The organism is Roseovarius sp. (genome assembly GCF_040219995.1).
Taxonomy (GTDB): domain Bacteria; phylum Pseudomonadota; class Alphaproteobacteria; order Rhodobacterales; family Rhodobacteraceae; genus Roseovarius.
In genome coordinates this window covers 29704-56668 of the sequence record NZ_JAVJUC010000007.1, presented here as the reverse complement: position 1 = coordinate 56668, position 26965 = coordinate 29704, and the positions used below count along the sequence as shown (strand labels likewise).

Genomic DNA, 26965 nt, shown 5'->3' with positions numbered 1-26965 from the left:
ATGGTCGATACAGCATCAATTGAGGACGATGGGATGCCGCAGTCTGCGCATCGAGAATTTGAACGTTTCCTCGGTAATCTGGGTCGACTTACATATAGCTGGACGAATACCGAAAGCCTGTTGATTCACCTGATTGCAGGGCTGTCCGGGACGTCAAAGCAAAAGGCGGTGATAATTTACCTGACCTTGAACACGACACGAGCGCGGATTGACCTGGTGGAACGGCTTGCGAAGCTCGATGACGTGGACAAAAATGAGCGAGATGCGCTTCTGACGTTAACGGGCAAGACCCAGCGTCTCGCAGGACTGCGCAATCGCTATAGCCACTGCATCTATTCTTTTGACAACGACAGCGGAGATCTGGCGACGATCCAGATGCGCATTGCGGATCGGAAGAACGCTGTCAAAGTCGGGCAGATGTCCGCGCTAGATTCCGACACCAACAAGGCGATCGAGACATCGCTGGAGGAAATTGCGGATCTCAACGCTGAATATTGGGCGCGAATAGTCGAGTTCGGTTATCCTACATGAAAATCAATCACCTGTTTTCTTTTCAATTGGCGCGGAATTCTCACGACTAGCGTAATAGGTGATGGCTTTGGGTGGATTTGACGAAGGCCAGACAAGGGATGCGGACAATCCATTTTTCTCGTCTGAGCAAAAGTACGATTTCTGGAGTGACGCGCATTGCCTTGCCGCCGAGCAGTTGGATTTTGCGCTTAATAGCGATGCGCCTTTGACGCTGTTCATTGGGCCTGAAGGTTCTGGCAAAACGACGGTGATACGCAAAGTTGCAAGCGAGACGAATTCAAAGCGTCTTATAGGGACTCTTTCGCACTACTCCGTTCTTGAAGCGACGCCACGCGCCGCCATTTTCCGAGTCCTCGGCGCTTCTGCCCCCCGAAGCAACGCGGATTTGGACAAGACGACTTTTGACGCGACCATGACACGCGCCAACATGCAACATGGCCTCCCTGCCCTTGTGGTTGACGACGCGGACAACGTTCAAGCATCTACCCTAAAGCGCCTGTTTGATATCTGCGCAACAACGCAAGAGGGGTTGCTCGTCAAGCTTGTGTTGGTTGGTCGGGAAGATTTTGACCATAAACTGAATCCGGAAATAAGGTCACTTTACAGTCCTGTTGTGAAGCTCGGGCCGATGTCGGAAGAGGATACATCGGACTACGTGCATCATCGCTGCGCAGTGGCTGGATTCAAAACGATGCCGTTTACTCCAAAAGCCTTGAAAGAGCTTTATCTCGTCAGCCAAGGCAACCCACTCATACTTAACGTTGCCTGTATGGTCGCGCTCGACGAGGCGCGACGAGAGAGACAGCCGATGATAGACTCGGATCAGATCAAGCGTTGCTGCGCGAAAGAAGGAATTCGGGCCAGCACGTTTGTGGCGGGCCAAGTGGCAAAGGAGTGAGCGGCCTAGTCGCATACAGTGCTGCCATATGAATTGGAACGGGCCCAAGGATCGGAACAAATTGTCTTTGCCAGAAATGGTGCGTGAGATAGCACGTCTGGCCTGATCTGCGCCCCTGGAGTCACAGCACGAGAAGTGGCGCTAAGGCCGTGGTCTGGCTGCCGAATGACATGACGGATTCGATAGGTCGGCTTACGGTGGCGCGATGCGCCTTCAGCAGCGGTGAGCCGACAGGATCCTCAAGGTTATTTTGACATTGTTCTTCTTACCTTTTTACGCATGCTAACCGGGAAATGCAAAAATCCGAAAGAGATAGTGCGACTATGGCAAACGGTGAAAACCTGACGAGCAATGGCGAACGGCTTTGGCGAAGCCTGATGGAAATGGCCGAAATCGGTCCTGGTGTCGCGGGGGGCAATAACCGGCAGGCATTGACCGACGAGGACGGCCAGGCCCGCGCTGTTTTTCAAAAATGGTGCGAAGAGGCGGGCTGTACCGTCGGGGTCGATGATATGGGCAACATGTTTGCGCACCGGGCAGGCGGTGATCCGGATGCGCGCCCGGTCTATGTCGGGTCCCATCTCGATACGCAGCCGACAGGCGGCAAGTATGACGGTGTTCTGGGGGTACTGGCCGGGCTGGAAATCATCCGCACCCTGAATGATCTGGACATCCAAACCAAGCATCCGATCGTCGTGACCAATTGGACCAACGAGGAGGGATCGCGTTTTGCGCCGGCGATGATGGCCTCCGGTGTTTTCGCCGGGGTGCTCGACAAGGATTGGGCCTATGACCGCACAGATGCTGCGGGCAAGCGGTTTGGCGATGAGTTGCAGAGGATTGGCTGGAAAGGGTCCGAACCCGTAGGTCCCCGCGAGATGCATGCGTTTTTCGAATTGCACATCGAGCAGGGCCCGATCCTTGAGGAAGAAGGCAAGCCGATCGGAGTGGTCACGCACGGGCAGGGGCTGCGCTGGATCGAATGTACTGTCACAGGCAAGGGACAGCATACCGGATCAACGCCGATGTATATGCGCCGAAATGCGGGGCGCGCTCTGGCGCGGATCACCGAGTTGGTTCATGAAATAGCCCTTCAATATCAACCGAACGCGGTCGGTGCGATCGGCCATATCGATGTCTATCCCAACAGCCGCAACATCATTCCCGAGAAGGTGGTCTTCACCGTCGATTTCCGAAGCCATGTACTCGAGACGCTGGAGGCGATGGTCATGGAGTTGAACGATACTGCGCCGGGCCTTTGCGCCGACATCGGCGTCAAGTTCAGCGCCGAGATTGTCGGGGCCTTTGATCCCCCTGCCTTTGATACAAAGCTATTAGAACGCATTCGCGATGCCGCAGACCGCCTCGGGCATGCACATATGGATGTCATCTCGGGGGCAGGTCATGATGCATGCCGTATCAATAGTATCTACCCGACGGCCATGATCATGTGCCCGTGCAAGGATGGGTTGTCGCATAATGAAGCGGAAGAGATCACGCCTGACTGGGCCAAGGCGGCAACCGATGTCCTGATGCATGCGGTGGTCGAGACGGCGGAGCTTGTCCGGAGCTAGGGGGTTGATTCGGGGCACGGCCCGGGCGTTTCAAAACCTGCGTTGGACTTGCTGCTTCGAAGGCAGGCCATGGTCCATCAAGGCGTCAGAACAGGCGGCGGACATGACCCGTCTTTAGAAGGTGGGCGGCGTGTTGGCCCAGAGAATGCGGGTCTGCGCCTTGCCAGGGTTCCGATAGGCATGCTTGCGGCTGGAATTAAAATGAAACGAATCATTCTTGCTCAGATGGTAGACGTCATCGTCCAGAAACAGATCGAGTTCCCCATCGAGGACATATCCCACTTCCTCGCCGACATGCTGGATGTGATCCTCGCTTGAACCGCCCGGTTCGATGATATGGATGTTGCATTGCAGAATGTGATCCTGGGAATGGGGAATGATCCGTTCCAGCCTGATGCCCGTGCCGCGACGGACCGGGTCTAGGTCGATCACGGGTCGCTCTCCGGCGCGTGAGACGGGTTGCTCGTGGCCGTTCTTTTCATTGAACAAAAGACCGATCGTGACATCCAGAGATTGGGTGATCTTGTGCAAGACGCCGACAGAGGGCTGGGTCTTGTCGTTCTCGATCTTGGACATGTGACCTTCCGAGATTCCGACCTGATCCGCGAGTTGCTTTAGTGTCAACTTGCGTACTCTGCGAAGCGATTTGATCCTGTCTCCAATCATGCGGCACCGTCTCCCTGTTTTGCGATTTGGCGGTCAGTTTATGACTCGCGTTGCCGAATAAGGCATCAGTTACATTGAAACATACCCATTTTTGCAGGCCTGCGAAGCTGCTGAATGCAAGATACTTGCATCAAGTCCCTCTCTGAGCTTACGCTAAGGCATGTCGGCGCAAAGAAAGTCGACGTGCCAACAAAGCTGCTGACGACGGTGACGGTGAGGCCGGCATCGGACAACGCAAATTCAGGGAGATACAAATGCCCATGACTGCACTTGCAGACGCAATCAAGAAATCCGCACGAACGGCGGCGCTATCAACGCCGATCGCCGTTGCCGGACTGATGGCCGCCGCCGTTCCCGTGAACGCCGAGTCGGTGCTCAAGATCGTGCCGCATGCCGACTTGCGCAATGTCGATCCGATCTGGACGACGGCCTATATCACCCGGAACCATGGATACCTCGTCTTCGACACGCTTTTCGCACTCGACGAGAATCTCGAAGTTCAACCGCAGATGGCCGCTGGCCATGAGGTGAGCGAAGATGGACTGACCTACACGATCACGCTGCGTGACGGGCTGCAGTTCCACGACGGCGCACCGGTGACGGCAGAGGATGTCGTCGCATCCATCACGCGTTGGGGGGCCCGCGATGGCATGGGCCAGAAGCTGATGCGCGTGACCGAAAGCCTCGAAGCTGCGGACGAGAAAACCGTCGTTCTGACATTGTCTGAGCCTTACGGCTTGGTACTTCAGTCGCTTGGCAAGATTTCCTCGAACGTGCCCTTCATCATGCCCAAGCGTCTGGCGGATACCGATCCCAATGCGCAGGTCGAGGAAATCATCGGCTCCGGTCCGTTCCGCTTCGTGGCCGACGAATGGCAGCCGGGCAATCAGGTCGTCTACGAGAAATTCGAGGATTACGTTCCCCGCGATGAGCCCGCCAGCTATGCGGCTGGCGGCAAGGTGGCCAATGTGGACCGGGTGGAATGGCGCTATATTCCCGACGCCGCAACGGCGAGCCAGGCGCTCTTGGCCGGTGAGGTCGACTACTATGAACAGCCCGCAGTTGACCTGTTGCCGATGATCCAGTCCGATCCATCGATCAATGTCGAGACGGTCGATCCGCTTGGGACACAAGGCGTTATCCGCTTCAACTTCAAGTATCCGCCCTTCGATGACAAACGGGCCCGGCAGGCGGCCCTCTGGGCGGTTGAACAGGCCGACTACATGTACTCGATCATGGGCGATCCGAAGTATTTCGAAGAATTCTGTGGTGCTTACTTCATGTGTGGCGGCCCCTACGAGACGGATGTCGGCAGCGAGGCTTTGCGCGGCAAGGATATCGAGAAGGCCAAGGCGCTTCTGGCCGAGTCGGGCTATGACGGTCGCGAGGTCCTGATTCTTGATCCTACGGATATTCCGGTCGCGCATGGGCAATCGCTGGTGACGGCGCAGGCGCTGCGCGAGATCGGGATGAACGTGAGGCTGGTCGCCATGGACTGGGCCACGATGACGTCGCGCCGCGCGGTGCGCGAAGCCCCCGAAGACGGTGGCTGGAACATCTTTCCGACATGGTGGCTGGCCGCGGATCAGTTGAACCCGATCACCAACATCTCGGTCGCGGCATCGGGTGACACGGCGTGGTTCGGTTGGCCGGAGAATCAGAAGATCGAAGACCTTCGCAACGCATTTGCCAGAGAAACCGACCCGGCAAAGCAGAAGGCGATTGTCGAGGAATTGCAGGCCGAACTCTACGACTTTGTGCCCTATATCCCGACCGGCCAGTACTATCAGCCGACGGCATTCCGCGACAACGTCAAAGGCGTGCTCGAGGCACCGGTTCCGTTCTTCTGGAACATCTCCGTCGAGTGATGAAAGCCACTGGGGGCGGCGCGCAAACAGTCGCGCCGCCTTTTCATGAATAGGGCCGGTTCCAAATGTATGCCTACATCCTTCGCAGACTGTTCGCGACAATCCCGATCATGGCCATCGTGGCGGTGTTCGTGTTCATGTTGCTGCACCTGAGCCCGGGTGACCCGGCGGTCATCATCGCAGGTGATTTCGCGACCGAGGATCAGGTCGACAAGATCCGCGAGCAACTTGGTCTCAACGACCCACTGTATATCCAGTTCGGAGGCTGGTTGATCAATCTGCTGCAAGGCGACATGGGCCAGTCGATCTATTCCGGGTTGCCGGTCACCAAGTTGATCGGCCAACGGGTCGAGCCGACGCTGATGCTGACGCTCTGCACGATGATCATCGCCATCAGCCTTGCAATCCCGCTTGGCGTGATTGCGGCGTGGAAGGTCGGCACATGGATCGACCGTGCGGTCATGACCCTTGCTGTCTTCGGGTTTTCCGTGCCGGTTTTCGTAATCGGTTATCTTCTGATCCTTGGCGGATCACGCACGCTCGGTTGGTTTCCGGTTCAGGGTTACACCAGCATCTTTGAGAGCGTCCCCGGTTTTCTGTCGCATATCACGCTGCCAGCGCTGACCCTTGGGGCGGTCTACATGGCGCTGATCGCACGGATGACGCGCGCCACCATGCTCGAAGTTCTCAATGAGGATTACGTGCGCACCGCCTATGCAAAGGGGCTGGCCACCCGAAAGGTGTTGGTCAAGCATGCGCTGAAGAATGCCATGGTTCCCATCAGCACGACCATCGGCCTTGGCGTCGCGCTGTTGATCGGCGGAGTGGTGGTGACCGAAAGCGTGTTTGCCATTCCCGGCCTTGGCCGCCTTACGGTCGATGCGGTCCTGCGCACCGACTACCCGGTCATTCAGGGGGTCATTCTGGTGTTTTCATTCACTTACGTGGTGCTCAATCTGCTGATCGACCTGACCTACGTGCTGTTCGATCCGCGCATCCGGTACTGAGCCGGTTTTTCAGAAACCAGAGGGTGTTCCCATGAGCTTGGAAGTCCAGGAATTGTCGTTCGGCGCGCGCCTGAAGCACCGTATCGGAGTTGTTGCGGAGGCGTTTCGGCGCAATCCCACGATGCTCTTCGGCATGGCGGTCCTGTTGCTGATGGCAGGGCTCGCGTTTTTCGCGCCCTGGCTGGGGCTGCCCGATCCGATGCAGCAGGCCCCGCGCAACCGCCTGCAGCCGCCGTCCTCCGGGGCCTTTTTCGGCACCGACATGTATGGCCGCGACCTGTTCAGCCGGGTGCTTCACGGCGGTCAGGTTTCCTTGGTCGTCGGATTGTCGGTGGCGACCTTGGCGACGTCCTTCGGTCTGGCGATCGGGCTGGTTTCCGGGTTCATCCGGTCGGTCGATGCGGTGATCATGCGCCTGATGGACGCGCTCATGTCGATCCCGTCGATCCTTCTGGCGATAGCGCTTGTCGCGCTTTGGGGGAGCAGCGTTCCGAATGTCATACTTGCGCTGACGATCCCGGAAATTCCGCGCGTCGTGCGCCTCGTGAGATCCGTGGTTCTGATGCTGCGTGACCAGCTTTATGTGCAAGCGGCGATTGCCTGCGGGACGTCTACGCCACGCATCCTGATCCGTCACATCCTGCCCAACACCATTCCGCCGCTGATCGTGCAGGCCACTTATATCTGCGCGCAGGCGGTGATCTTTGAGGCGTATCTGAGCTTTGTCGGGGCGGGTACACCGCCGGAAATTCCCAGTTGGGGCAACATCATGGCCGAGGGACGCATGTTCTTTTTCCAGACTGTCGGCATCATCCTCTACCCGGGTGCGTTTCTCGCGCTGACGGTGTTCGCGATAAACACCTTCGGCGACGGTCTGCGCGATTCCCTCGATCCCCGCATGCAGAGAAGGGTCTGAGATCATGACCGAAGAAACTGCTCTCGAAGAGCGCGAAATGTCTGTTCAGGATCAGACAGAACCCATGCTGGAGGTTGATGACCTGCGGACCTATTTCGACACGCGCGACGGCGTCGTGAAGGCGGTGGACGGTTTGAGTTTCACGGTAAAGCCGGGCGAGATTCTTGGCGTGGTGGGTGAATCCGGCTGCGGCAAGTCGATCACGTCACTCTCCGTGATGCAGCTTTTGCCGCGACCACCGGCGCGGTTCGCCAGTGGCAAGATTCTGTTCAAGGGTCGTGACCTGCTCAAGACCAGCGATGACGAGATGCGCAAGATCAGGGGCAATGAAATCTCGATGATCTTTCAGGATCCGATGTCGTCCCTAAATCCTGTACTCAGCATCGGCGATCAATTGACCGAGGCGATCATGCTGCATCAGGGACTGTCACAGAGACAGGCGATGGACCATGCGGTCGAGATGCTCGATCTCGTGCATATTCCCGAACCGCGTCGGCGGCTTGGTGAATATCCACACCAGTTGTCGGGGGGCATGCGGCAGCGTGTGATGATCGCCATGGCCTTGTCATGCAACCCGTCGGTGCTGATCGCGGATGAGCCGACAACGGCGCTCGACGTTACCATTCAGGCGCAAATCCTCGGGCTGATGGAAGAAATCCGCGACAAGATGAAAACTGCGATCATCCTGATCACCCATGATCTGGGCGTCGTCGCGGAAATGGCTGACCGGGTGCTGGTGATGTATGCCGGGCGCAAGGTCGAAGAGGCGGATGTGACCGAGATATTCGAGAACCCGCAGCATCCCTATACGCGAGGGTTGATGCGGTCGGTGCCGCGTTTGACCAGCGATTTCTCGGCGGCGCGAACCGAGCGCCTGTCGGAAATTCCGGGCATCGTGCCTGCGCTGACCAACCTTCCGGAGGGCTGCACCTTCGCGGAACGATGCAGCTTTGCGACGGATCACTGTCGCGCCGAATACCCGCCGCTCGAGACCAAAAAGCCCAACCATGTTGCCGCTTGTTGGGAAAGCAAGAACCTGCCGGACTGGACCTTATGACCGTGAAATCCGACCCTCCTCTTCTCGAAGTCAGGAACCTGACAAAGCATTTCCCAATCCATGGCGGGATTAGGAATCGCGAAACCGCGCGGGTCTATGCCGTGGACGGCGTATCCTTCAAGGTTAATGCGGGTGAAACTCTGGGTATCGTGGGCGAATCCGGTTGCGGCAAGTCAACGACCGGCAAGGTCATTCTGCGTCTGGAGGACCCGACCAGCGGCCAGATACTTCTCAAAGGCACCGACATCACCACCGTATCGCGCCGCGAGATGCATCCTTATCGGCAGCAGATGCAGGTGATCTTCCAGGATCCCTATGCCTCGCTGAACCAGAGACTGCGCGCCGGGGACATCGTCGGCGAGCCATTAGGCAACTATGGCAACCTCTCGGCCACCGAGCGGCGTGAGAAGGTGGCCGATCTTTTTGCGCGTGTCGGCTTGCGGCAGGATGCGATGCATCGCTTTCCCTACGAGTTCTCGGGCGGTCAGCGCCAAAGGCTGGGGATCGCACGCGCCCTCGCGCTCAACCCCGAGATCATCATCGCGGATGAACCGGTATCGGCGCTTGATGTTTCCGTTCAGGCGCAGGTGATCAACCTGATGATGGACCTGCAGGAGGACCTTGGGCTGTCCTACCTCTTTATTGCCCATGACCTTGCGATTGTTCAGCATATCAGTCACCGCATTGGCGTGATGTATCTCGGCAAGCTGGTCGAGATCACGGACAAGCAAAGCCTGTTCCGCACGCCACAGCATCCCTATACCGAGGCCCTGCTGGAGTCGGTGCCGGTCCCCGATCCGCGCAAGCGCAAGAGCCGCACCGTCCTCAAGGGCGACGTGCCAAGCCCGCTGAACCCACCAAAGGGCTGCAACTTCAACACCCGTTGCCCGTTTGCGGTGGATCGCTGCTTTCATGAAGAACCTGAACTCAAAGAGGTCGCACCAGGGCATATGGCCGCGTGCCATCTTCGCTGACCCGTTATCTATTCGGAGGCCGTAATGACTGAAATGACAGGGCTGGACCTGACCCGCAAGCTGATCGCATTCAATACCATCAGCCCACCGGGCAACGAGGCCGATTGTGCCAAGTTCATCGCCACGCTGCTGGAGCCTGCCGGTTTCGAGATCACCTGGCATGACTGGCAATCTCAACGTCCCAACCTGATTGCGACACTGCCTGCGACCGAAACGGTTTCGCGGGGGGCCATTGTCTATTCCGGCCATCTGGACACCGTGCCTCTGGGGCAGGCGGAGTGGAGTGTCGATCCCTTCGCGGGTGAAATCAGGAATGGACGGCTATATGGGCGTGGGACGTCAGATATGAAAAGCGGGGTCGCGGCGGCGATCATAGCCGGTCTGAGGCTCTCGCGTGAGCCGGTCCGGCGCGCAGAGGTAAAGCTCATTTTCAGCGCAGGCGAGGAAACCGGATGCGAGGGCGTTCTGGCGCTTGCGGAGCGCCCCGATATTCTGGGAACATGCGAGGCCTTGATCGTCGCGGAGCCTACCGACAACCGCCCCTTTGTCGGGCATAAGGGCGCGCTCTGGCTGTCTCTGGTGCACAAGGGCGTGACGGCGCATGGCTCGATGCCCGAGAAGGGGGTGAACGCGATCTTCGCCGCCTGCCGCTCGATCGACGCGCTGCGCGGGTTCGACTTCGGAGTGGCGGCGCATCCGGTCATGGGCGGACCGTCGCTGAACATCGGCAACATGAATGCCGGCATGAATGTCAACTCGGTGCCCGACCTCGCCCGCGTGGGCGTCGATATCCGCTCGACCGTCGGGCAAAGCAATGCGCAGATCAGGGCACAGCTTGCCGCGCTTCTGGCCGCAGACGTCGAGATCGACACTCTGACCGACATGGATCATGTCTATACCGATCCGCAGACGCCCTGGATGCAGGAGGTGTTTTCCGTGGTCGAGGATGTGACCGGTATTGAGCCCACTGTCGGTACGGCCACCTACTTTACGGATGCCTCGGTGCTCAAACCCGCCATGGGCGATCCGGCGACGTTGATCATGGGGCCGGGCGCGATGGCCATGGCACATCAAACCGATGAATACTGTGAAACTGCGCTCATGGCACCTTGCATCGACGTATTCACGCGCGTCGGACAAAAGCATGTAGCGTGAGATGGCCGACAAGACCCATTGCCTGAATTGCGGGTTCGCACTGGATCGAAAATCGACCCATTGCCCGAATTGCCGTGTGGCCCAGCCAACACGACCCATCGGTGGCTTGGTCGGGCTTGTTCTATTGTTGGGCGGCCTTCTCGTCGTGACATTGGTCGCGATACTGCGAAACTGACCCCCAGCACCGGATTGGAAGAGATGATGACACAAGATCCCCTTACTCTGCCCTTTGACGCCGAAGAGATGCTGCGCGGCCTGCGCCCCTGGATCGAGACCGAAAGCCCGACTTTCGACGCCGCCGCAGTCAATCGCATGATGGATCTCGTCCAGCACGACATGGCGATGCTTGGCGCCCGGGTCGAGCGGATTCCGGGCCGCATGGGACTGGGTGACAGCGTCAGGGCCACTATGCCGCATCCGAGGGCGGGTGAGGGGGGCATTCTTCTGCTGGGGCACATGGACACCGTCCACCCCATCGGCACGCTCGATACCCTGCCGTTCCGGCGCGAGGTCGATATCTGCTACGGGCCGGGGACCATGGACATGAAAGGCGGCAGTTACGTCTACCTGGATGCCCTGCGCAAGATACTGCAGGCTGGTATCGAAACGCCGTTGCCGGTGACGGTTCTGTTCACACCGGACGAGGAAATAGGCACCCCATCGACCCGCGACCTGATCGAGGCTGAGGCCAGGCGGCACAAGTATATTCTGGTGCCGGAGCCTGCCTGCCCGGATGGCAGCGCGGTGATCGGGCGCTATGCCATCGCGCGCTTCACTCTTACAGCCAGAGGCACGCCCAGCCATGCCAGTTGGGCTTTGTCCGAGGGGCGTTCGGCGATTGCCGAGATGGCACGGAAAGTCGCCAAGATCGAAGGCTTCACTACAGATGACTGCTCTTTTTCTGTGGGGGTCATCCATGGCGGGCAATGGGTGAATTGTGTCTCATCCACCTGCGATGCCGAGGTTCTGAGCATGGCCAAGACACAAGAGTTGCTAGATGAAGGTGTGCAGAAGATGCTTGACCTGAACGGTGGCGACGACGCCGTTCGCCTTGAGGTCCGGCGTGGTGTGACCCGCCCTCTTTGGCAGGAGGGTCAGCCGGGCACCATGGCCATGCTCGATGTCGCACGCGAGATCGCGTCGGATATCGGCTTTGATTTGCCGGCCTGTTCCGCCGGTGGCGGCTCTGACGGGAACTTTACAGGTGCACTTGGCCTTGCGACGCTGGATTCAATCGGCGTCCGTGGCAAGGGGCTGCACACGCTGTCCGAACACATCGAGATTGCAAGTCTAGAGGAGCGGGCCAAACTTGCCGCCGGGCTTTTTTGTCGTCTAGGTGGGTGAAAGATACTGGTAACGGCGATGCGTTTTGGAGGAGACTTATTCTTTAAGCAGCATCTGCAGGCCTTCCCATCTACCGTTTTGGCTGATGAACAGGCGGAAGCGTGCGTGATTATTGGCGCTGATGCCCACACCGTCGTCCCAGTGACAGATTGCATGTGCTGGCCGTCAATCTCCAGCCACGATGTGGAGTATCCGTCGCAGTGCGACCCGTCCGACGCATCTATCGGTCCCATGACCCGCTCAGGACGGATAGGTGAGTATCCTGGCCCGAGATGAGTTTCATACTGTGAATGACCCTATTTACCGCAAATGATCTCTCTTGATTTGAGGAATCTCAACTACAGGGAATAGTTGTATTTGAGGCGTCCGCCGACACGCAACGCGTTGCCTTCCACGAGATTTGCCACATGCTCGACCATCTCGGGCGTCGCTCCGGGAAGAGACGAGATGCGTTTGGTTGCTTCGACGCGATTTGCCACCATACCATCGATGATCTCGCTTACCCTACGGCGAAGGGCGGAAGCGTTCAGTCCGGCGCTTCGGGCAATCTCGTCCCAATGGCGCGGAGCGACATCGGCTGGCTTGCGCCGTTTACCAGCGATCTTCTGGGCGTGATACTGATTAACGTGATCCCAGTGGAGTACCGAGGAGACGTCATAAAGCGGAGCCATGGAGGTCTCATTGCCACTGAGAATGGAGTAGTTCTTGGCGTGCGCGTCGGTATTGGCGATGAGGATGTTGAAGATCACCTGGTCATGGAGCGCGAGAGCGTCGGTCGGTGACAGGTGGTTACCTGTCAGCAGGAGGCCCGCCATATCGAGGCCCGGAACGGTGCCCTGCTCGTATTTTTGCCCCGGATAGATGCCGTTAGCCTGAGCGAAGTCCTCTTGGTGCAGGCGGCGAAGGGTGCCATCAGAGCGCAGGGTGCGATCATAGCGGGCGACGGCCAGCGCGGTCCGGCCATCAGCTTCAACTATGGTGCACTCAGCAACTGGCAGGCCGATCAGGCCAGCCAGCGTCAAGCAATATGCTTCGTTTTCCACGATGCCGGGCAAGCGGGGATTGTCGGGCTTTATGATGATGGTTGAGGGCGCTCCATTTTTCGGGATCGCGAGAAGATCTCTCGGTTGCGGCAGGCCGAGCCTTGGCGTCCCCTCCTCGTCGAGTGCGGCCAGTGCGGTTTTCTTCTGACCGCCAGCGAGTGACAGGCGCACCCCATCTTCACCAGCCAAAAATGGTCGCTTTTCGAGATCCTCGAAGTGGCGTGCCAGAGCTTCGCTTTCCGTGGTCCTACCGTAGTGATCCTGCAAGCTCGCGTAGCTCCAGTCCTTCCGGATACTCGGCTCACCAATCGAGATTGCGCCTGCGGTATCGCCGCCGATCTCGCGCAGGATGGCGAGCGCATCTGATGTCGCAAGCCCTAAGACACGTGACAATGAGACCAGTTGCTCTTCCTCGGGCAGCAAGTTCGCCAACCAGGGGGTGATGATCTTGTGGGCAAAAAGGCCAGGTTGAAGCGGAAGCGCTAACGACAGTGGGAAGTTGCCGCGAGTTCCGAGCCATCGAGAATCATATTCGAAGGAGAGCTCTCCGCTTGCAGAGAGATTAATGCTCCCGATGGCAAATTTCTCGTAGAAGACGATGATCGTTTCGCTCCCCGCCATCAGTCATCCTCCAAGTCATAGCCGTCCTGCCCCGGATCAGGCGAAGTGGTCTTGGCGGGCGAGAGCGTGTCGGCTTGGAAGAGAGTTGGAAGCTCGGTCCTGAGCGCAAGCGAAAGAGACACCAGAGTAGATAGTTTAAGGTCTCGTGTGCCGCGCTCGATGTGCGAAAGCGTTGGCACGGTGGAGCCAGAGAGGCGCGACAAATCCTCCAGGCTCAGGCCGAGGCTTCTTCGCCGTGACCTGATACGTGCCCCGATTTTTTTTGCCCATGCCAGGGTTTCAGTCGACTGCTTCATGTCGCCTCCTTATCATGCGGGATAAATAGGAGGCCATTCGGGCGATATCAAGAACATTTTATCGCGCAGGATAAAAACGCTGCTCCTGCGTCTATTATGTGTGAAATTTATCCTTCAGGATAAAAAGACCTTTTAAAACGCCCGGCTCGTATCCGCCGTTCCAGAGTATGGGGGATGCCGGTGCCAAGCGCGGGGTGACAGCGAAGAAGTTCCTCGTAAACCGCGATTTGCCGTAGGGGGAAGTTTGACGGGGGGCTACGGGGGCATATGATTCAGCTCGTGGGGGAATATGCCATCACAAATCGCCGCCAGTTTTTCAATCCACAACCATTTTGGGATGAGAAGCTGGCCTAAGGTTCCAAGGTAGTCCTTTCAGTCGCCAAACAAAGTCCTGCACAACGGCTTCAACATACTGCTCGCTCATTTCATGTATTGTGCAATATCGCAGGGCTGTGATGAGTTCCGTGACAAACCCACGAACATTTTCGCAGTATGTTCTATTCTGTTGTGATCCGTGTTCCAGTATCGCAAGGCGATATAGAATCATAAGAAGGTCGCACGCTATAACCGTTTGGTAGGCATCAAGGGCTGTTACCTCATCGCGTGACGAAAGCCGATCCATCATTCTTTTTGAGGTGGCACGAGCGTCACCGATGATACCACCCCTTTGGGTCCAGCATGGGCCGGTCACCGAGTACACGTCGACTGCAGGAACGCCTCGAGATTTCGAGATTTCTAGTTCTGCTCTATCCAATCGGTCTCCAAGTAAGAGCCGAGCACTATGCTTCATGTCCGAAACGGACTGCAATATTGAGTTAAGTTCGTACACCCTTTGAGACAGTTCTTTCTCGCAGGATTTCTCTTTCAACTTGGCAAACAATCCCATCGCTCTGCCTTTTCAAATCATATGTGCTTCTTCATCAATCCAACGATCATGGAAGCTCACAGGAGCAAGAGAATTTTCAACCGGCGAAACCAGACCATATCTCCTTAAAGCCTGAAGCGCAGTTTTGTGATCTACATCTGCCAGATCAGTTGATCTAGCCGCTTCGATCTCTGCTTCGACCTCACGGTGTACGGTTTTGTACCGATCCATAGCCACACGCTGGTCTTTTGTCTTCAGCGAGACAGAGAACTCTCGCTTACCGATAAGCTTAGTGAGTTCACCGGGTACACGGCGTCTGTAGCGATACCGTCCTGACTTCGAGCCTTTTGCCGAGTATTCCATGTGGACGACAAGTTGCACGATCACTTCACTCCGCATTTGTGTGGCGTTTGTGTAGTGATTTCAAGCGCAACTCCCAGAAATCATTGATTTACTTCGGGAATTTGGTGCCCAGGAGAGGACTCGAACCTCCACGGCCTTGCGGCCACTGGCACCTGAAGCCAGCGCGTCTACCATTCCGCCACCTGGGCAGGTGTCGTGAGGCAGGCGTTTAGACGCCGACTGATCCGGTGTCAACGGCGATTTTGGGCGATCTGTCGCAACTGCCTTATCATCTTGTCCAGCGCGGTGTTGAGGGATAGGAAAGGGAGTGAACGCGCGCATTCCGGAGGCTCCAAATGTCCAAGCTCGTCACCATCTATGGCGGATCAGGTTTCGCCGGCCGTTACATTGCCCGCCGCATGGCGCAGGCGGGATGGCGGGTGCGGGTCGCGGTGCGTCGGCCGAATGAAGCGATGCACGTGAAGCCCTATGGCAATGTCGGCCAGGTCGAACCCGTGTTCTGCAACATCCGTGATGATGATAGCGTGCGCGCGGTGATGCGCGGGGCCGATGCGGTGGTGAACTGCGTGGGCACCTTTGACCGCAAGGGGCGCAACAATTTCCAGGCTGTGCAGGCCGAGGGGGCCACGCGTATCGCGCGTCTTGCCGCCGAAGAGGGGGTGAGCCACCTCGTGCATCTGTCGGCCATCGGGGCAGACGCGCAGTCGGACAGTGAATATGCGCGCAGCAAGGCCGCCGGGGAGGCCGGGATTCTCGAGCATTTCCCGCAGGCCGTGATCCTGCGCCCGTCGGTCGTCTTTGGCCCCGAGGATCAGTTCTTCAACCGCTTCGCCGGGATGACACGATTTGGTCCTGTGTTACCTGTGGTGGGTGGCGACACCAAGTTTCAGCCGGTCTATGCCGATGACGTGGCCCATGCCGCGGCATTGGGCGCCGAAGGCCGTGCCGTGCCGGGTATCTACGAGCTTGGCGGGCCGGAGGTGGCGACGTTCCGCGATCTGATGAAGGTGATGCTCAAGATCATACGTCGGCGCCGCCTGATCCTGAATATTCCTTTTGGAGTCGCCGCCGCGATGGCTTGGGCGATGGAGCTCGTGCAGACGGTCACCTTTGGCCTGGTTCCGCCACAGATCACGCGTGATCAGGTGCGCAGCCTGCGGGTGGATAACGTGGTGAGCGAGGGGGCCAAGGGTTTCGCTGATCTGGGCATCAGCCCTGCCGCGATCGAGGCGGTGCTGCCCGATTATCTCTGGCGTTTCCGGCCTGCGGGGCAATACGAGGCGATCAAGGAATCTGCGCGGAACCTGCGCGTTCTCTGATCATCAGCTATAGGCGATTCCCAGCAGGATCACGCCAAGCACCAGCCGGTAGATCACATAGGGTGTGAAGCTGACGCTTTGCAACAGGCGCATCATCAGGCTGAGTGCGGCGAGGGCCGCCAAAAAGGCGAAAGCCGCGGCAGTCGCAGCACTGATAAGGACGGTGGACTCGGCCTCCAGTGCTGCTTCGGCACCAAGCAGAATACCGCTTGCGGCAATAGTGGGAATCGACATCAGCATCGATATGCGCGCCGCCTCTTGCCGTCGATAGCCCAGAAAGCGCGCGCCGGTGATGGTGATACCAGAGCGCGATGTGCCCGGGATGAGCGCGATGGCCTGCCAGAGGCCGATGATGATCGCATCGGTGATATTCCACTCCTGCGTGGTTTTCTGACGTCTGCCGATCTGGTCGGACCAATAAAGAAGCAGGCCGAAGATGATTGTTGTCCAGCCGATTACCGTGATGGAGCGCATGTTCTCGTCATAGCCCGAGAGCTTGAGCAATAAACCGCAGACCACGACCGGGATCGTCGCGATCAGCAGGAGGAGAGCCAAACGCGCGCCGGGGGTGTCGGCGCGACCTGAAAGCGCCCGCGGCAGACCGAGCAAAGCGCCGCGTACATCGGACCAGAAATAGAGGATCACGGCGAAGAGCGTGCCGACATGGACGGCCACGTCGATGACCAGACCCTGATCGGCCATGCCGGTGAGTTTCGGCAAAAGGATGAGATGACCGGAGGAGGAGATCGGCAGAAACTCGGTGATTCCCTGAATGACGGCGACGAGGAAGATATGAAATAACGTCATTCTTGAAGGCCCTGTTCACTACCAGTGCAGCTATAAACCTTTGTGTTTGCGGCGCAATCGGCAATACAGGTCCGGATCGGACCTAGTATTCATGAAATTTTCACTTTTACCGAAACTGCCAGGCCATATTTTTGCATATAGGTCATATATTCTGACTTTTAATCCAATAAGTGTTGGAGTAGAGACATGCGGTGCAAAGACTTTGGGAGGGCACGTAGTGGCTAAGCAACCCATGCTGAAATTCGTGACGGTCGGGCGGGACATGCCTGAGAAACGGACGGCAGAGGCGCGTCGGCAGGATTTCCATGAAATCTACGCCGAATATGCCGATGCCAAGGCCAAGGAACAGGCCGGGCGCTGTAGTCAGTGTGGCGTGCCCTATTGTCAGACGCATTGCCCGCTGCACAATAACATCCCCGACTGGCTGCGCCTCACTGCCGAAGGGCGGTTGAAGGAAGCCTATGAAATCAGTCAGTTGACCAATACCTTCCCCGAGATTTGCGGGCGTATCTGCCCGCAGGACCGGCTGTGCGAGGGCAATTGCGTGATCGAGCAATCGGGGCATGGCACGGTCACGATTGGCGCGGTGGAGAAATACATCACCGATACCGCCTGGGAAGAAGGCTGGGTCGAGCCGATCAGGCCTGCGGTGGAACGTGTTGAATCCGTTGGTGTAATCGGTGCCGGCCCCGGGGGCCTTGCTGCTGCTGACGTGCTGCGGCGCGCGGGCGTTCAGGTGACGGTCTATGACCGCTATGACCGGGGCGGCGGGCTGATGACCTATGGCATTCCCGGCTTCAAGCTGGAGAAGGACGTGGTGATGCGCCGGGTCGATCAGCTGGAGCAAGGCGGCGTCGAATTCGTGCTGAATTGCAATGTCGGCACGGACCTCTCGTTCGAGGAAATTCGTAACAAACACAACGCGGTAATGATCGCCACCGGGGTCTACAAGAGCCGCGATCTGCAAGGGCCCGGATCGGGCGCGGGCGGCATCGTGCGGGCGATTGACTACCTGACGGCGAGCAACCGCGTCGGCTTTGGCGATACTGTGCCGGAATATGACAGCGGCGAGTTGAATGCCTCGGGCAAGCGAATTGTTGTGGTTGGTGGCGGCGATACCGCAATGGATTGTGTGCGCACCGCCGTAAGGCAGGGCGCAAAATCGGTGACCTGCCTTTATCGTCGCGACCGTGAGAACATGCCGGGCAGCCAGCGTGAGGTGGCCAATGCCGAGGAAGAAGGCGTTAAGTTTGAATGGCTTAGCGCGCCGATTGGCTTTACCGGTGATCCGGTGACGAGCGTGAAGGTGCAGAAGATGCGCCTTGGCGCGCCGGATGCGACGGGTCGTCAGAGCCCGGAACCCATCGAGGGTGCCGAGCATGACGAGCCTGCCGATCTGGTGATCAAGGCGCTCGGCTTTGAGGCCGAAGACCTGCCAACCCTTTGGGATCAAAAGGAATTGGAGGTCACCCGCTGGGGCACCGTGAAGGCGCAGTTCACCACCGGGCAGACCGCGATGGAGGGCGTTTACGCCGTCGGCGACATCGTGCGGGGGGCGTCCCTCGTGGTGTGGGCGATCCGTGACGGGCGCGATTCGGCGGCAGCGATTCTCGACTATCTCGGTGATGCGCAGGCCGTTGCGGCGGAATAGCGGTATAGCGTCGGTATCACGTCGGTATTGCGGCGGTGCCCCGGCAGAGCGTGACGAGACAATAAGACAGACAATCTGACCCACCGGGTAAAGGAAGGGTGAAGACCGATGACCAAATTCGATCAGGACTGGATGGCCAAGGAAGAGGCCAAGCGCAACTGGATGGCCGAGAATGGCATGTATGCCCACGAGGAGGAGCATTCCTCTTGCGGTGTCGGGCTTGTGGTGTCGATTGATGGCAAGCCGTCGCGCGAGGTGGTCGAGGCGGGGATCAATGCGCTCAAGGCGATCTGGCACCGGGGTGCGGTCGATGCCGACGGCAAGACCGGCGATGGTGCGGGCATCCATGTGCAGATTCCGGTGTCGTTCATCTATGATCAGATCCGCCGCACCGGGCACGAGCCGGACGAAAGCCGTCTTGTCGCGGTCGGTCAGGTGTTCTTGCCGCGCACCAATTTTGGCGCGCAGGAGCAGTGCCGGACCATCGTGGAAACCGAAGTGCTGCGCATGGGGCACACGATCTATGGCTGGCGGCACGTGCCGGTCGATATCACCTGCCTGGGCGAAAAGGCCAATGCGACCCGGCCCGAGATCGAGCAGATCCTGATTTCCGATGCCAAGGGGCTGGAGGAAGAAGAGTTCGAGCGCGAGCTTTACGTGATCCGCCGCCGTATCGAAAAGGCGGTGATGGCCGCCGGGATCAACGGTCTCTATATCGCGAGCCTGTCCTGCCGGAGCATCATCTACAAGGGCATGATGCTGGCCGAGCAGGTGGCGGTGTTCTATCCCGACCTGATGGACGAGCGGTTCAAGAGCGCATTCGCAATCTATCACCAGCGCTATTCGACCAACACATTCCCGCAATGGTGGCTGGCGCAGCCGTTCCGGATGCTGGCGCATAACGGCGAGATCAACACGCTGAAGGGCAACACCAACTGGATGAAGAGCCACGAGATCCGCATGGCGTCTTCGGCCTTTGGTGAGCGGGCCGAGGATATCAAGCCGATCATCCCGCAAGGCTCCTCGGACAGTGCCGCGCTCGACGCGGTGTTCGAGGTGCTGGTGCGCGCCGGGCGCAATGCGCCGATGGCGAAAACCATGCTGGTGCCCGAATCGTGGTCGAAGCAGCGCGAGGAACTGCCCGTCGCGTGGCGCGACATGTATTCCTACTGCAACTCTGTGATGGAACCGTGGGACGGCCCCGCAGCACTTGCCATGACCGATGGCCGCTGGGTTTGCGCCGGGCTGGACCGCAATGGACTGCGCCCGATGCGTTACGTGGTAACGGGCGACGGGCTGCTGATTGCCGGGTCAGAGGCCGGAATGGTGCCGATTGACGAGACCAAGGTGAAGGAAAAGGGCGCGCTTGGCCCCGGTCAGTTGCTGGCCGTGGATATGGTCGAAGGCAAGCTCTATCACGACGCTGAAATGAAGGACAAACTGGCCAACGCGCAGCCCTTTGGCGAGTGGGTCGGCAAGATCAACGAACTGGATGAAAAGCTGGCCGCCGTGACCGAGGTGCCGATCTACAAGGCGGGTGAGTTGCGCAAGCGGCAGATCGCCGCCGGATATACCATCGAGGAGCTGGAGCAGATCCTGGCACCCATGGCTGAGGACGGCAAGGAGGCGATTGCCAGCATGGGCGACGACACGCCGAGTGCCGTGCTCTCCAAGCAGTACCGCCCGCTGAGCCATTATTTCCGGCAGAATTTCAGCCAGGTGACGAACCCGCCGATTGATTCCCTGCGCGAATACCGGGTGATGAGCCTCAAGACGCGGTTCGGCAACCTCAAGAACGTGCTGGATGAGTCGAGCGCGCAGACCGAGATCCTGGTGCTGGAAAGCCCGTTTGTCGGCAATGCGCAATGGGACGAGATGATCCGGCAGTTCAACGCCGATGTGGCGGTGATCGACTGCACGTTTAGTGCAGGCAAGAACGCGCTGCAAAAGGGGCTGGAGCGGATCCGGGCCGAGGCGGAGGATGCCGTGCGCTCGGGCACCGGGCATCTGATCCTGACCGATCAGAACCTTGGCGAGAGCCGCGTCGGCATGCCGATGATCCTGGCCACATCGGCGGTGCACAGTCATCTGACGCAAAAGGGGCTGCGGACGTTCTGTAGCCTGAACGTGCGCTCGGCTGAATGCATCGACCCGCATTATTTCGCGGTGCTGATCGGTGCCGGGGCGACCGTGGTCAACGCCTATCTGGCCGAGGACAGCATCAGTGACCGGATCGACCGGGGCCTGATCGACGGCAGCCTGACCGAGGCCGTGGCGCGTTATCGCTCGGCGATTGATCAGGGATTGCTCAAGATCATGTCGAAGATGGGGATCTCAGTCGTTTCCTCGTATCGCGGCGGTCTCAATTTCGAGGCGGTGGGGCTGTCTCGCGCGATGTGTGCCGAGTATTTCCCGGGGCTGACGAGCCGGATTTCGGGCATCGGTGTGTCGGGCATTCAGGCCAAGCTGGAAGAGGTGCATGGCCGTGCCTTCAAGGGCGGACAGGATATCCTGCCGATCGGCGGGTTCTACAAGGCGCGCAAATCGGGTGAGACCCATGCCTGGGGCGCGCAGACCATGCACATGATGCAGATGGCCTGCAACAAGGCGAGTTATGAGCTGTGGAAGCGCTATTCTGCGGCGATGCAGAACAACCCGCCGACGCATCTGCGCGACCTGATGGCGATCAAGCCGATGGGCGAAGCGGTACCGCTGGAAGAGGTGGAAAGCGTGACCGCGATCCGCAAGCGGTTCGTGACGCCGGGCATGAGCCTCGGGGCGCTTTCGCCTGAGGCGCACAAGACGCTGAACGTGGCGATGAACCGGATCGGCGCGCGCAGTGATAGTGGTGAGGGTGGCGAGGACCCGGCGCATTTCACGCCCGAGGCGAATGGCGACAATCCGAGTGCCAAGATCAAGCAAGTGGCTTCTGGCCGCTTTGGCGTGACAGCGGAATATCTGAACCATTGCGAGGAGTTGGAGATCAAGGTCGCGCAAGGTGCCAAGCCCGGTGAGGGCGGGCAGTTGCCGGGGATGAAGGTGACCAAGCTGATCGCGCGGCTGCGGCATTCGACGGAGGGCGTCACGCTGATTTCACCGCCGCCGCATCACGATATCTACAGTATCGAGGATCTGGCGCAGCTGATCTATGACCTCAAGCAGATCAACCCCACCGTCAAGGTCACCGTCAAGCTGGTGGCGCAGTCGGGGGTCGGCACGATTGCCGCCGGTGTGGCCAAGGCCAAGGCGGATGTGATCCTGATCTCGGGGCATAATGGCGGCACCGGGGCATCGCCCGCCACCTCGATCAAATATGCCGGACTGCCGTGGGAGATGGGCCTGACCGAGGCGCATCAGGTGCTGAGCATGAACAATCTGCGCGAGCGGATCACGCTGCGCACCGATGGCGGGCTTCGCACCGGGCGCGATATCGTCATGGCGGCGATGATGGGCGCCGAGGAATACGGCATCGGCACCGCCGCGCTGATTTCCATGGGGTGCATCATGGTGCGGCAGTGCCAGTCAAATACCTGCCCCGTTGGTGTCTGCACGCAGGACGAGGATTTGCGCGCCAAGTTCACCGGCAATGCCGAGAAGGTGGTGAACCTCATCACCTTCTACGCGCAGGAGGTGCGGGAACTGCTGGCCAGCATCGGGGCGCGCAGCCTTGACGAGGTGATCGGGCGGGCGGATCTGCTGACGCAGGTCAGCCGTGGCTCGGCGCATCTCGATGATCTCGACCTCAACCCGATGCTGATTACCATCGATGGGGCCAAGGACATCCGCTATGACCGCAACCGCCCGCGCAACGAGGTGCCCGACACGCTGGATGCGGAAATCGTGCGCGATGCGCAGCGGTTCCTCAATGACGGTGAGAAGATGCAGCTGCATTACGCGGTGCAGAACACCGACCGGACGGTGGGCACGCGGGTCTCGAGCCATATCGTGCGCAAGTTCGGGATGCGCAATTCGCTGCAACCCGATCACCTGACGGTGAAACTGACCGGCAGTGCCGGGCAGTCGCTTGGGGCATTCGCGGCACCGGGGCTGAAGATCGAGGTCAGTGGCGACGCCAATGACTATGTCGGCAAGGGCCTGTCTGGTGGCACAATCGTGGTCCGCCCGCCGATGGCGAGCCCGCTGGTGGCGGCCGAGAACACGATCATCGGCAATACTGTGCTTTATGGCGCGACCGGTGGCTACCTCTTCGCCGCAGGCCGTGCCGGTGAGCGGTTCGCGGTGCGCAACTCGGGCGCGCATGTGGTGATCGAGGGCTGCGGCTCCAACGGGTGTGAATACATGACCGGGGGTGCTGCGGTGATCCTCGGTGAGATCGGGGCCAATTTCGGCGCCGGCATGACCGGCGGCATGGCCTATGTCTATGATCCCGACGACCGCGCGGAAACGCTGGTCAACGGTGAAACATTGGTGAGTTGCCCCGTATCAGAGCCGCATTGGGAGTCCGAGCTCAAGGGTCTGATCGAACGGCACGTGGCCGAGACCGGATCGCAGCGCGGGCAGGATATCCTGCAATACTGGGATCTCGAAAAGGACCGCTTCGTGCAGTTCTGCCCCAAGGAAATGCTCGACAAGCTGGAGCATCCGCTGGGCACGCGCCCGGAGGCCGTTCCGGCGGAATGAGGCGGACGCGTTGCGCCTGACAGGCAAGGACCGGTTTTCCGTCCTTGCCTGCCGCGTTACTCTTGGCGAGGCGGGCACGTGTTGGGGCTGAGCCGCCCCGTCTTTGCGTGCCGCGCACAGCCGAGAGGAGAACGATCCCGTGTCTGACCTTCTGATCATTACCTTCGAGACATCTGACGGGGCCTTTGAGCTTGACGCGCATCTGCGTGGAATACGCCGCCTGCAAAAGCTGGAAACGCAGGACATCAAGTTGGCGACCCGTGACGAGACCGGCGCGGTAGAGCTTCATGGGCCTGCCGATGTGCCGACGATGCAGGTGGTCGGTGGCACGATCTGGGGTCTGGTTCTGGGGGCGGCCTTTCTGGTGCCGGTCGCGGGCGCTGTGGCCGGGGCCGCAACGGGCGCGGTTGTGGGGCAGTTCCGTGATCCCGGCGTGGACAGCACATTCCTGAAAGAGATTGCCGAGTCATTGCCCAAGGGCGGTTCGGCGCTTTGCCTGCTGGTGCGCGACATGGATACCGATGCTCTGCTAGAGGAGATTGCCGCCTTTCCCGAGAACGGCCATTTGATCCAGTCACCGCTTGACGGGGAAGAGGAGGACCGGCTTCGGGGCTTGATCCAGACTGGTAAAACAGAGTGATGAAGATCAAATGGGCGCGCGCCGGAGGCTGTTCCGGCGGAATAGGGTCTGATTAGGGCCGGATCCTTTCAAAGGATCCGGTTCGTTTTCTTTTCAAGAAAACGGGCCTGAGCGTGCCAAAGCTGTTTTGCCGCGCGCATCGGGCGGGTATAGCTAGGCCATGGCACGGGCGCGCACATCATCCCGATCAACGCGAAAGGATCGCATCCGACCGCTGCGCTGGTTGCGGCGGTGGGCGGTCTATTACGTGTTGCTCTCGGCGCTGATCGTGACAGGGGTGATCGCGGCGCATCGGGTACTGGAGCCGCCGCGCACCTATTTCATGGGCCAGGAAGAGCGGCGGCTGGGGCAGATCAGTCACGAGTGGGTGCCGATGGCGCGGATCGCGCCGGTGATGGCGCGCTCGCTGGTGGCGGCGGAGGATGCCAATTTCTGCCAGCACTGGGGCTTTGACATGGGGGCCATTCGCACCGCGATTGCCGAAGGGTCGGGGCGCGGGGCCTCGACGCTGAGCCAGCAGGTGGTGAAGAATGTCTATCTCTGGCACGGGCGCAACTGGGCGCGCAAGGCGCTGGAGGCGGTGATGACCCCGGTGGTCGAGACGCTGTGGCCGAAGCGGCGGATCGTCGAGGTCTATCTGAACGTGGCCGAGTTCGACGCGGGCGTGTTTGGCGTGGAAGCCGCGGCGCGGCATTATTTCGGCGTCAGCGCCGCCGATCTGAGCGCGGTGCAGGCGGCACGCCTGGCCGCCGTGTTGCCCGACCCCAAGGGTCGCTCGGCCAAATCGCCGAGTGTGGCGCTGCGCAAGCGGGCGGCTGGCATCATGGACGGGGCGGCAACGATTGACCGGGATGGGCGTGCGGCCTGTTTCGAGGATTGAAAATCACCCCCAAAGGGGGCATGGAGGGGCGGTTCCCGTTTCCCTAAGGTAGTCTGACGATGGCCAAGCTCTATCACGTCCCGCTTTCCCCGTTCTGCCGCAAGGTGCGGCTTAGCCTTGCGGAGAAGAAGATCGAATGCGAACTGGCCGAGGAACGCTATTGGGAACAGGACCCGGATTTCCTGCGCCGCAACCCGGCGGGCAAGGTGCCGGTGCTGAAGATCGACGGCAAGACAATGGCCGAAAGCGCGGCGATCTGCGAATATCTGGAAGAGAAATACCCCGAACCCGCGCTGATGCCGAAAAGCGCCGAATCGCGCTACGAGGTGCGACGGCTGGTGGCGTGGTTCGATGACAAGTTTCATCACGAGGTGACCTCGAAGCTGCTCTATGAGCGGGTCAACAAGAAGGTGATGAAACAGGGCTTTCCCGACAGTCGCAACGTCAAGGACGGCGCGCGGGCGATCAAGTATCACCTCGACTACATGGCCTGGCTGCTGGATCACCGGCGCTGGCTGGCGGGCGATGTGATGACGCTGGCGGATTTCGCGGCGGCCGCGCATCTGTCGGCGCTGGATTATATCTCGGATGTGGATTGGCACCGCTCTGAAGCGGTCAAGGATTGGTATGCCAAGATCAAGTCGCGCCCGGCGTTTCGGGGGATATTGGCGGATCAGGTTTCGGGATTTCCGCCACCGGCGCATTATGCCGATCTGGATTTCTAGTTCAGGTTCAGGGGCGCTGCCCCTCTTGGCCTTCGGCCAATTCACCCCGGGATATTTCTTGGCAAGATGAAGAACGGGCTGAAACAGAGACTGATCGAGCAGGCGCGGGCCGAGGGGTTTGATGCCTGTCGGCTGTGTCGTCCGTGGGATGTGGGCCATGTGCCGGAGCGGCTGGCGGCGTTTCTGGAGCAGGGCTATCACGGGCAGATGGGCTGGCTGGAGGAGCGTGCCCATTGGCGGGGTGCGCCGGAGGTGCTCTGGCCCGAGGCGCGCACGGTGATCGTGCTGGGCGAAAGCTATACGCCGGAGGAGGACCCGCTGGCGGGGCTGGCGCGGCGGGATCGGGGCAATGTCTCGGTTTATGCCCGCAACAGAGACTATCACGACACGGTCAAGAAGCGGCTGAAGCGGCTGGCGCGGTGGCTGATCACTGAGGCGGGCGGCGAGGTGAAGGTGTTTGTCGATACCGCCCCCGTGCCCGAGAAGCCGCTGGGCGAGGCGGCGGGGCTTGGCTGGCAGGGCAAACATACCAACCTGGTGAGTCGTGATCTGGGCAGTTGGTTCTTTATCGGGTCGGTGTTCACGACGCTGGATATCGAGACTGATCCGGCGGAAGTCGATCATTGCGGGTCGTGCCGGGCCTGTCTGGATATCTGTCCGACCGATGCCTTTCCGGCCCCCTACCAGTTGGATGCGCGGCGTTGCATTTCCTACCTGACGATCGAGCATAAAGGGCCCGTCGACGAGGCGTTGCGGCCCTTGTTGGGCAATCGGATCTATGGCTGTGACGATTGTCTGGCGGTCTGTCCGTGGAACAAGTTCGCGGTCGAGGCGCGAGAGGTGAAGTATCACGCGCGCGAGGATCTGGTGGCACCGCCGCTGGCGGAACTGGCGGCGCTGGACGATGCCGGTTTTCGGGCGCGGTTTTCGGGCAGTCCGATCAAGCGGATCGGGCGCGACCGGTTCCTGCGCAATGTGCTTTATGCGATCGGCAATTCGGGAGATATGTCGCTGCGGGCGGTGGCGCAGGGGCATTGCGAGGATACCGACGCGACGGTGGCGGATGCGGCGCGTTGGGCGGTCAAGCGACTGGATCGTGACGCAAACGGGCTGGAATAGCGCGG

Annotated in this window: 22 protein-coding genes and 1 tRNA gene; 17 read left to right on the top strand and 6 right to left on the bottom strand. The window is 59.6% G+C overall.

All coding sequences use genetic code 11. From position 1 onward, the window contains the following. The 3 genes from RID11_RS01115 (at position 1) to RID11_RS01105 (ending at position 3003) form a co-directional block, all read left to right on the top strand. Positions 1-531: a hypothetical protein gene (locus tag RID11_RS01115; RefSeq protein ID WP_350135203.1), complete on the top strand. Its 531-nt coding sequence runs from the start codon at positions 1-3 to the stop codon at positions 529-531. 61 nt (positions 532-592) lie between these two features. Then, entirely contained in the window at positions 593-1429 is an 837-nt protein-coding gene (locus tag RID11_RS01110) for an ExeA family protein (protein WP_350135200.1), read from the top strand. Positions 1430-1752: 323 nt separating this feature from the next. Continuing rightward, on the top strand, positions 1753-3003 hold the full coding sequence (locus RID11_RS01105; protein WP_350135197.1) for a Zn-dependent hydrolase: 1251 nt from the start codon (positions 1753-1755) through the stop codon (positions 3001-3003). Between the two features lie 114 nt (positions 3004-3117). Here the strand turns inward: RID11_RS01105 and RID11_RS01100 are convergent, their stop codons facing one another. After that, complete coding sequence (locus tag RID11_RS01100) at positions 3118-3669, bottom strand: cupin domain-containing protein (RefSeq protein WP_350135194.1); 552 nt, start codon at positions 3667-3669, stop codon at positions 3118-3120. A 254-nt stretch (positions 3670-3923) separates the two neighbouring features. On the opposite strand from RID11_RS01100, the gene RID11_RS01095 reads away from it, so the two are divergent. From RID11_RS01095 to RID11_RS01065, 7 genes are all read left to right on the top strand, one after another. Continuing rightward, a complete protein-coding gene (locus tag RID11_RS01095) occupies positions 3924-5537 on the top strand; it encodes an ABC transporter substrate-binding protein (RefSeq protein ID WP_350135191.1) in 1614 nt (537 codons plus the stop codon). 65 nt (positions 5538-5602) lie between these two features. Beyond that, a complete protein-coding gene (locus tag RID11_RS01090; protein ID WP_350135188.1) occupies positions 5603-6544 on the top strand; it encodes an ABC transporter permease in 942 nt (313 codons plus the stop codon). A gap of 31 nt (positions 6545-6575) precedes the next feature. Further along, positions 6576-7460 (top strand): ABC transporter permease, encoded by an 885-nt coding sequence (locus tag RID11_RS01085; RefSeq protein WP_350135185.1) that lies wholly within the window; start codon positions 6576-6578, stop codon positions 7458-7460. A gap of 4 nt (positions 7461-7464) precedes the next feature. After that, on the top strand, positions 7465-8517 hold the full coding sequence (locus tag RID11_RS01080; RefSeq protein WP_350135182.1) for an ABC transporter ATP-binding protein: 1053 nt from the start codon (positions 7465-7467) through the stop codon (positions 8515-8517). Then, a complete protein-coding gene (locus RID11_RS01075; RefSeq protein ID WP_502949327.1) occupies positions 8403-9491 on the top strand; it encodes an ABC transporter ATP-binding protein in 1089 nt (362 codons plus the stop codon). Before RID11_RS01080 ends, RID11_RS01075 begins: the two co-directional genes overlap by 115 nt. Before the next feature lie 24 nt (positions 9492-9515). Continuing rightward, complete coding sequence (locus RID11_RS01070) at positions 9516-10646, top strand: M20 family metallopeptidase (protein WP_350135179.1); 1131 nt, start codon at positions 9516-9518, stop codon at positions 10644-10646. Between the two features lie 201 nt (positions 10647-10847). After that, positions 10848-11990: a M20/M25/M40 family metallo-hydrolase gene (locus RID11_RS01065; RefSeq protein WP_350135176.1), complete on the top strand. Its 1143-nt coding sequence runs from the start codon at positions 10848-10850 to the stop codon at positions 11988-11990. 338 nt (positions 11991-12328) lie between these two features. On the opposite strand, the gene RID11_RS01060 is transcribed toward RID11_RS01065, so the two are convergent. The 4 genes from RID11_RS01060 to RID11_RS01045 all read right to left on the bottom strand — a co-directional run bounded on the left by RID11_RS01060 (position 12329) and on the right by RID11_RS01045 (position 15366). Then, on the bottom strand, positions 12329-13654 hold the full coding sequence (locus RID11_RS01060) for a type II toxin-antitoxin system HipA family toxin (RefSeq protein WP_350135173.1): 1326 nt from the start codon (positions 13652-13654) through the stop codon (positions 12329-12331). Beyond that, positions 13654-13950 carry a helix-turn-helix domain-containing protein gene (locus RID11_RS01055; RefSeq protein ID WP_350135170.1) on the bottom strand — a complete coding sequence of 99 codons (297 nt, stop codon included), beginning with the start codon at positions 13948-13950 and terminating at the stop codon, positions 13654-13656. Before RID11_RS01055 ends, RID11_RS01060 begins: the two co-directional genes overlap by 1 nt. An 898-nt stretch (positions 13951-14848) precedes the next feature. After that, a complete protein-coding gene (locus RID11_RS01050) occupies positions 14849-15178 on the bottom strand; it encodes a DUF6538 domain-containing protein (RefSeq protein WP_350135167.1) in 330 nt (109 codons plus the stop codon). 102 nt (positions 15179-15280) lie between these two features. Beyond that, a tRNA-Leu gene (locus RID11_RS01045) sits at positions 15281-15366 on the bottom strand. Between the two features lie 147 nt (positions 15367-15513). Here RID11_RS01045 and RID11_RS01040 point away from each other — a divergent pair. Continuing rightward, positions 15514-16497: a complex I NDUFA9 subunit family protein gene (locus RID11_RS01040; protein WP_350135165.1), complete on the top strand. Its 984-nt coding sequence runs from the start codon at positions 15514-15516 to the stop codon at positions 16495-16497. A 3-nt stretch (positions 16498-16500) separates the two neighbouring features. Here the strand turns inward: RID11_RS01040 and RID11_RS01035 are convergent, their stop codons facing one another. After that, positions 16501-17304 (bottom strand): undecaprenyl-diphosphate phosphatase, encoded by an 804-nt coding sequence (locus RID11_RS01035; RefSeq protein ID WP_350135162.1) that lies wholly within the window; start codon positions 17302-17304, stop codon positions 16501-16503. A gap of 217 nt (positions 17305-17521) precedes the next feature. Here RID11_RS01035 and RID11_RS01030 point away from each other — a divergent pair, with 217 nt between their 5' ends. The 6 genes from RID11_RS01030 to queG all read left to right on the top strand — a co-directional run bounded on the left by RID11_RS01030 (position 17522) and on the right by queG (position 26960). After that, a complete protein-coding gene (locus RID11_RS01030; RefSeq protein ID WP_350135159.1) occupies positions 17522-18955 on the top strand; it encodes an NAD(P)-dependent oxidoreductase in 1434 nt (477 codons plus the stop codon). Between the two features lie 108 nt (positions 18956-19063). Continuing rightward, positions 19064-23596, top strand: coding sequence for a glutamate synthase large subunit (gene gltB, locus RID11_RS01025; protein ID WP_350135156.1), 4533 nt, complete (start codon positions 19064-19066; stop codon positions 23594-23596). Positions 23597-23735: 139 nt separating this feature from the next. Next, positions 23736-24236: a DUF1269 domain-containing protein gene (locus tag RID11_RS01020; protein WP_350135153.1), complete on the top strand. Its 501-nt coding sequence runs from the start codon at positions 23736-23738 to the stop codon at positions 24234-24236. 160 nt (positions 24237-24396) lie between these two features. Then, positions 24397-25116 (top strand): monofunctional biosynthetic peptidoglycan transglycosylase, encoded by a 720-nt coding sequence (gene mtgA / locus RID11_RS01015; RefSeq protein WP_350135150.1) that lies wholly within the window; start codon positions 24397-24399, stop codon positions 25114-25116. 59 nt (positions 25117-25175) lie between these two features. Beyond that, on the top strand, positions 25176-25841 hold the full coding sequence (gene fzlA / locus RID11_RS01010) for an FtsZ-binding protein FzlA (RefSeq protein ID WP_074784998.1): 666 nt from the start codon (positions 25176-25178) through the stop codon (positions 25839-25841). Positions 25842-25907: 66 nt separating this feature from the next. Further along, a complete protein-coding gene (queG, locus tag RID11_RS01005) occupies positions 25908-26960 on the top strand; it encodes a tRNA epoxyqueuosine(34) reductase QueG (protein WP_350135146.1) in 1053 nt (350 codons plus the stop codon). Positions 26961-26965: the final 5 nt, after the last annotated feature.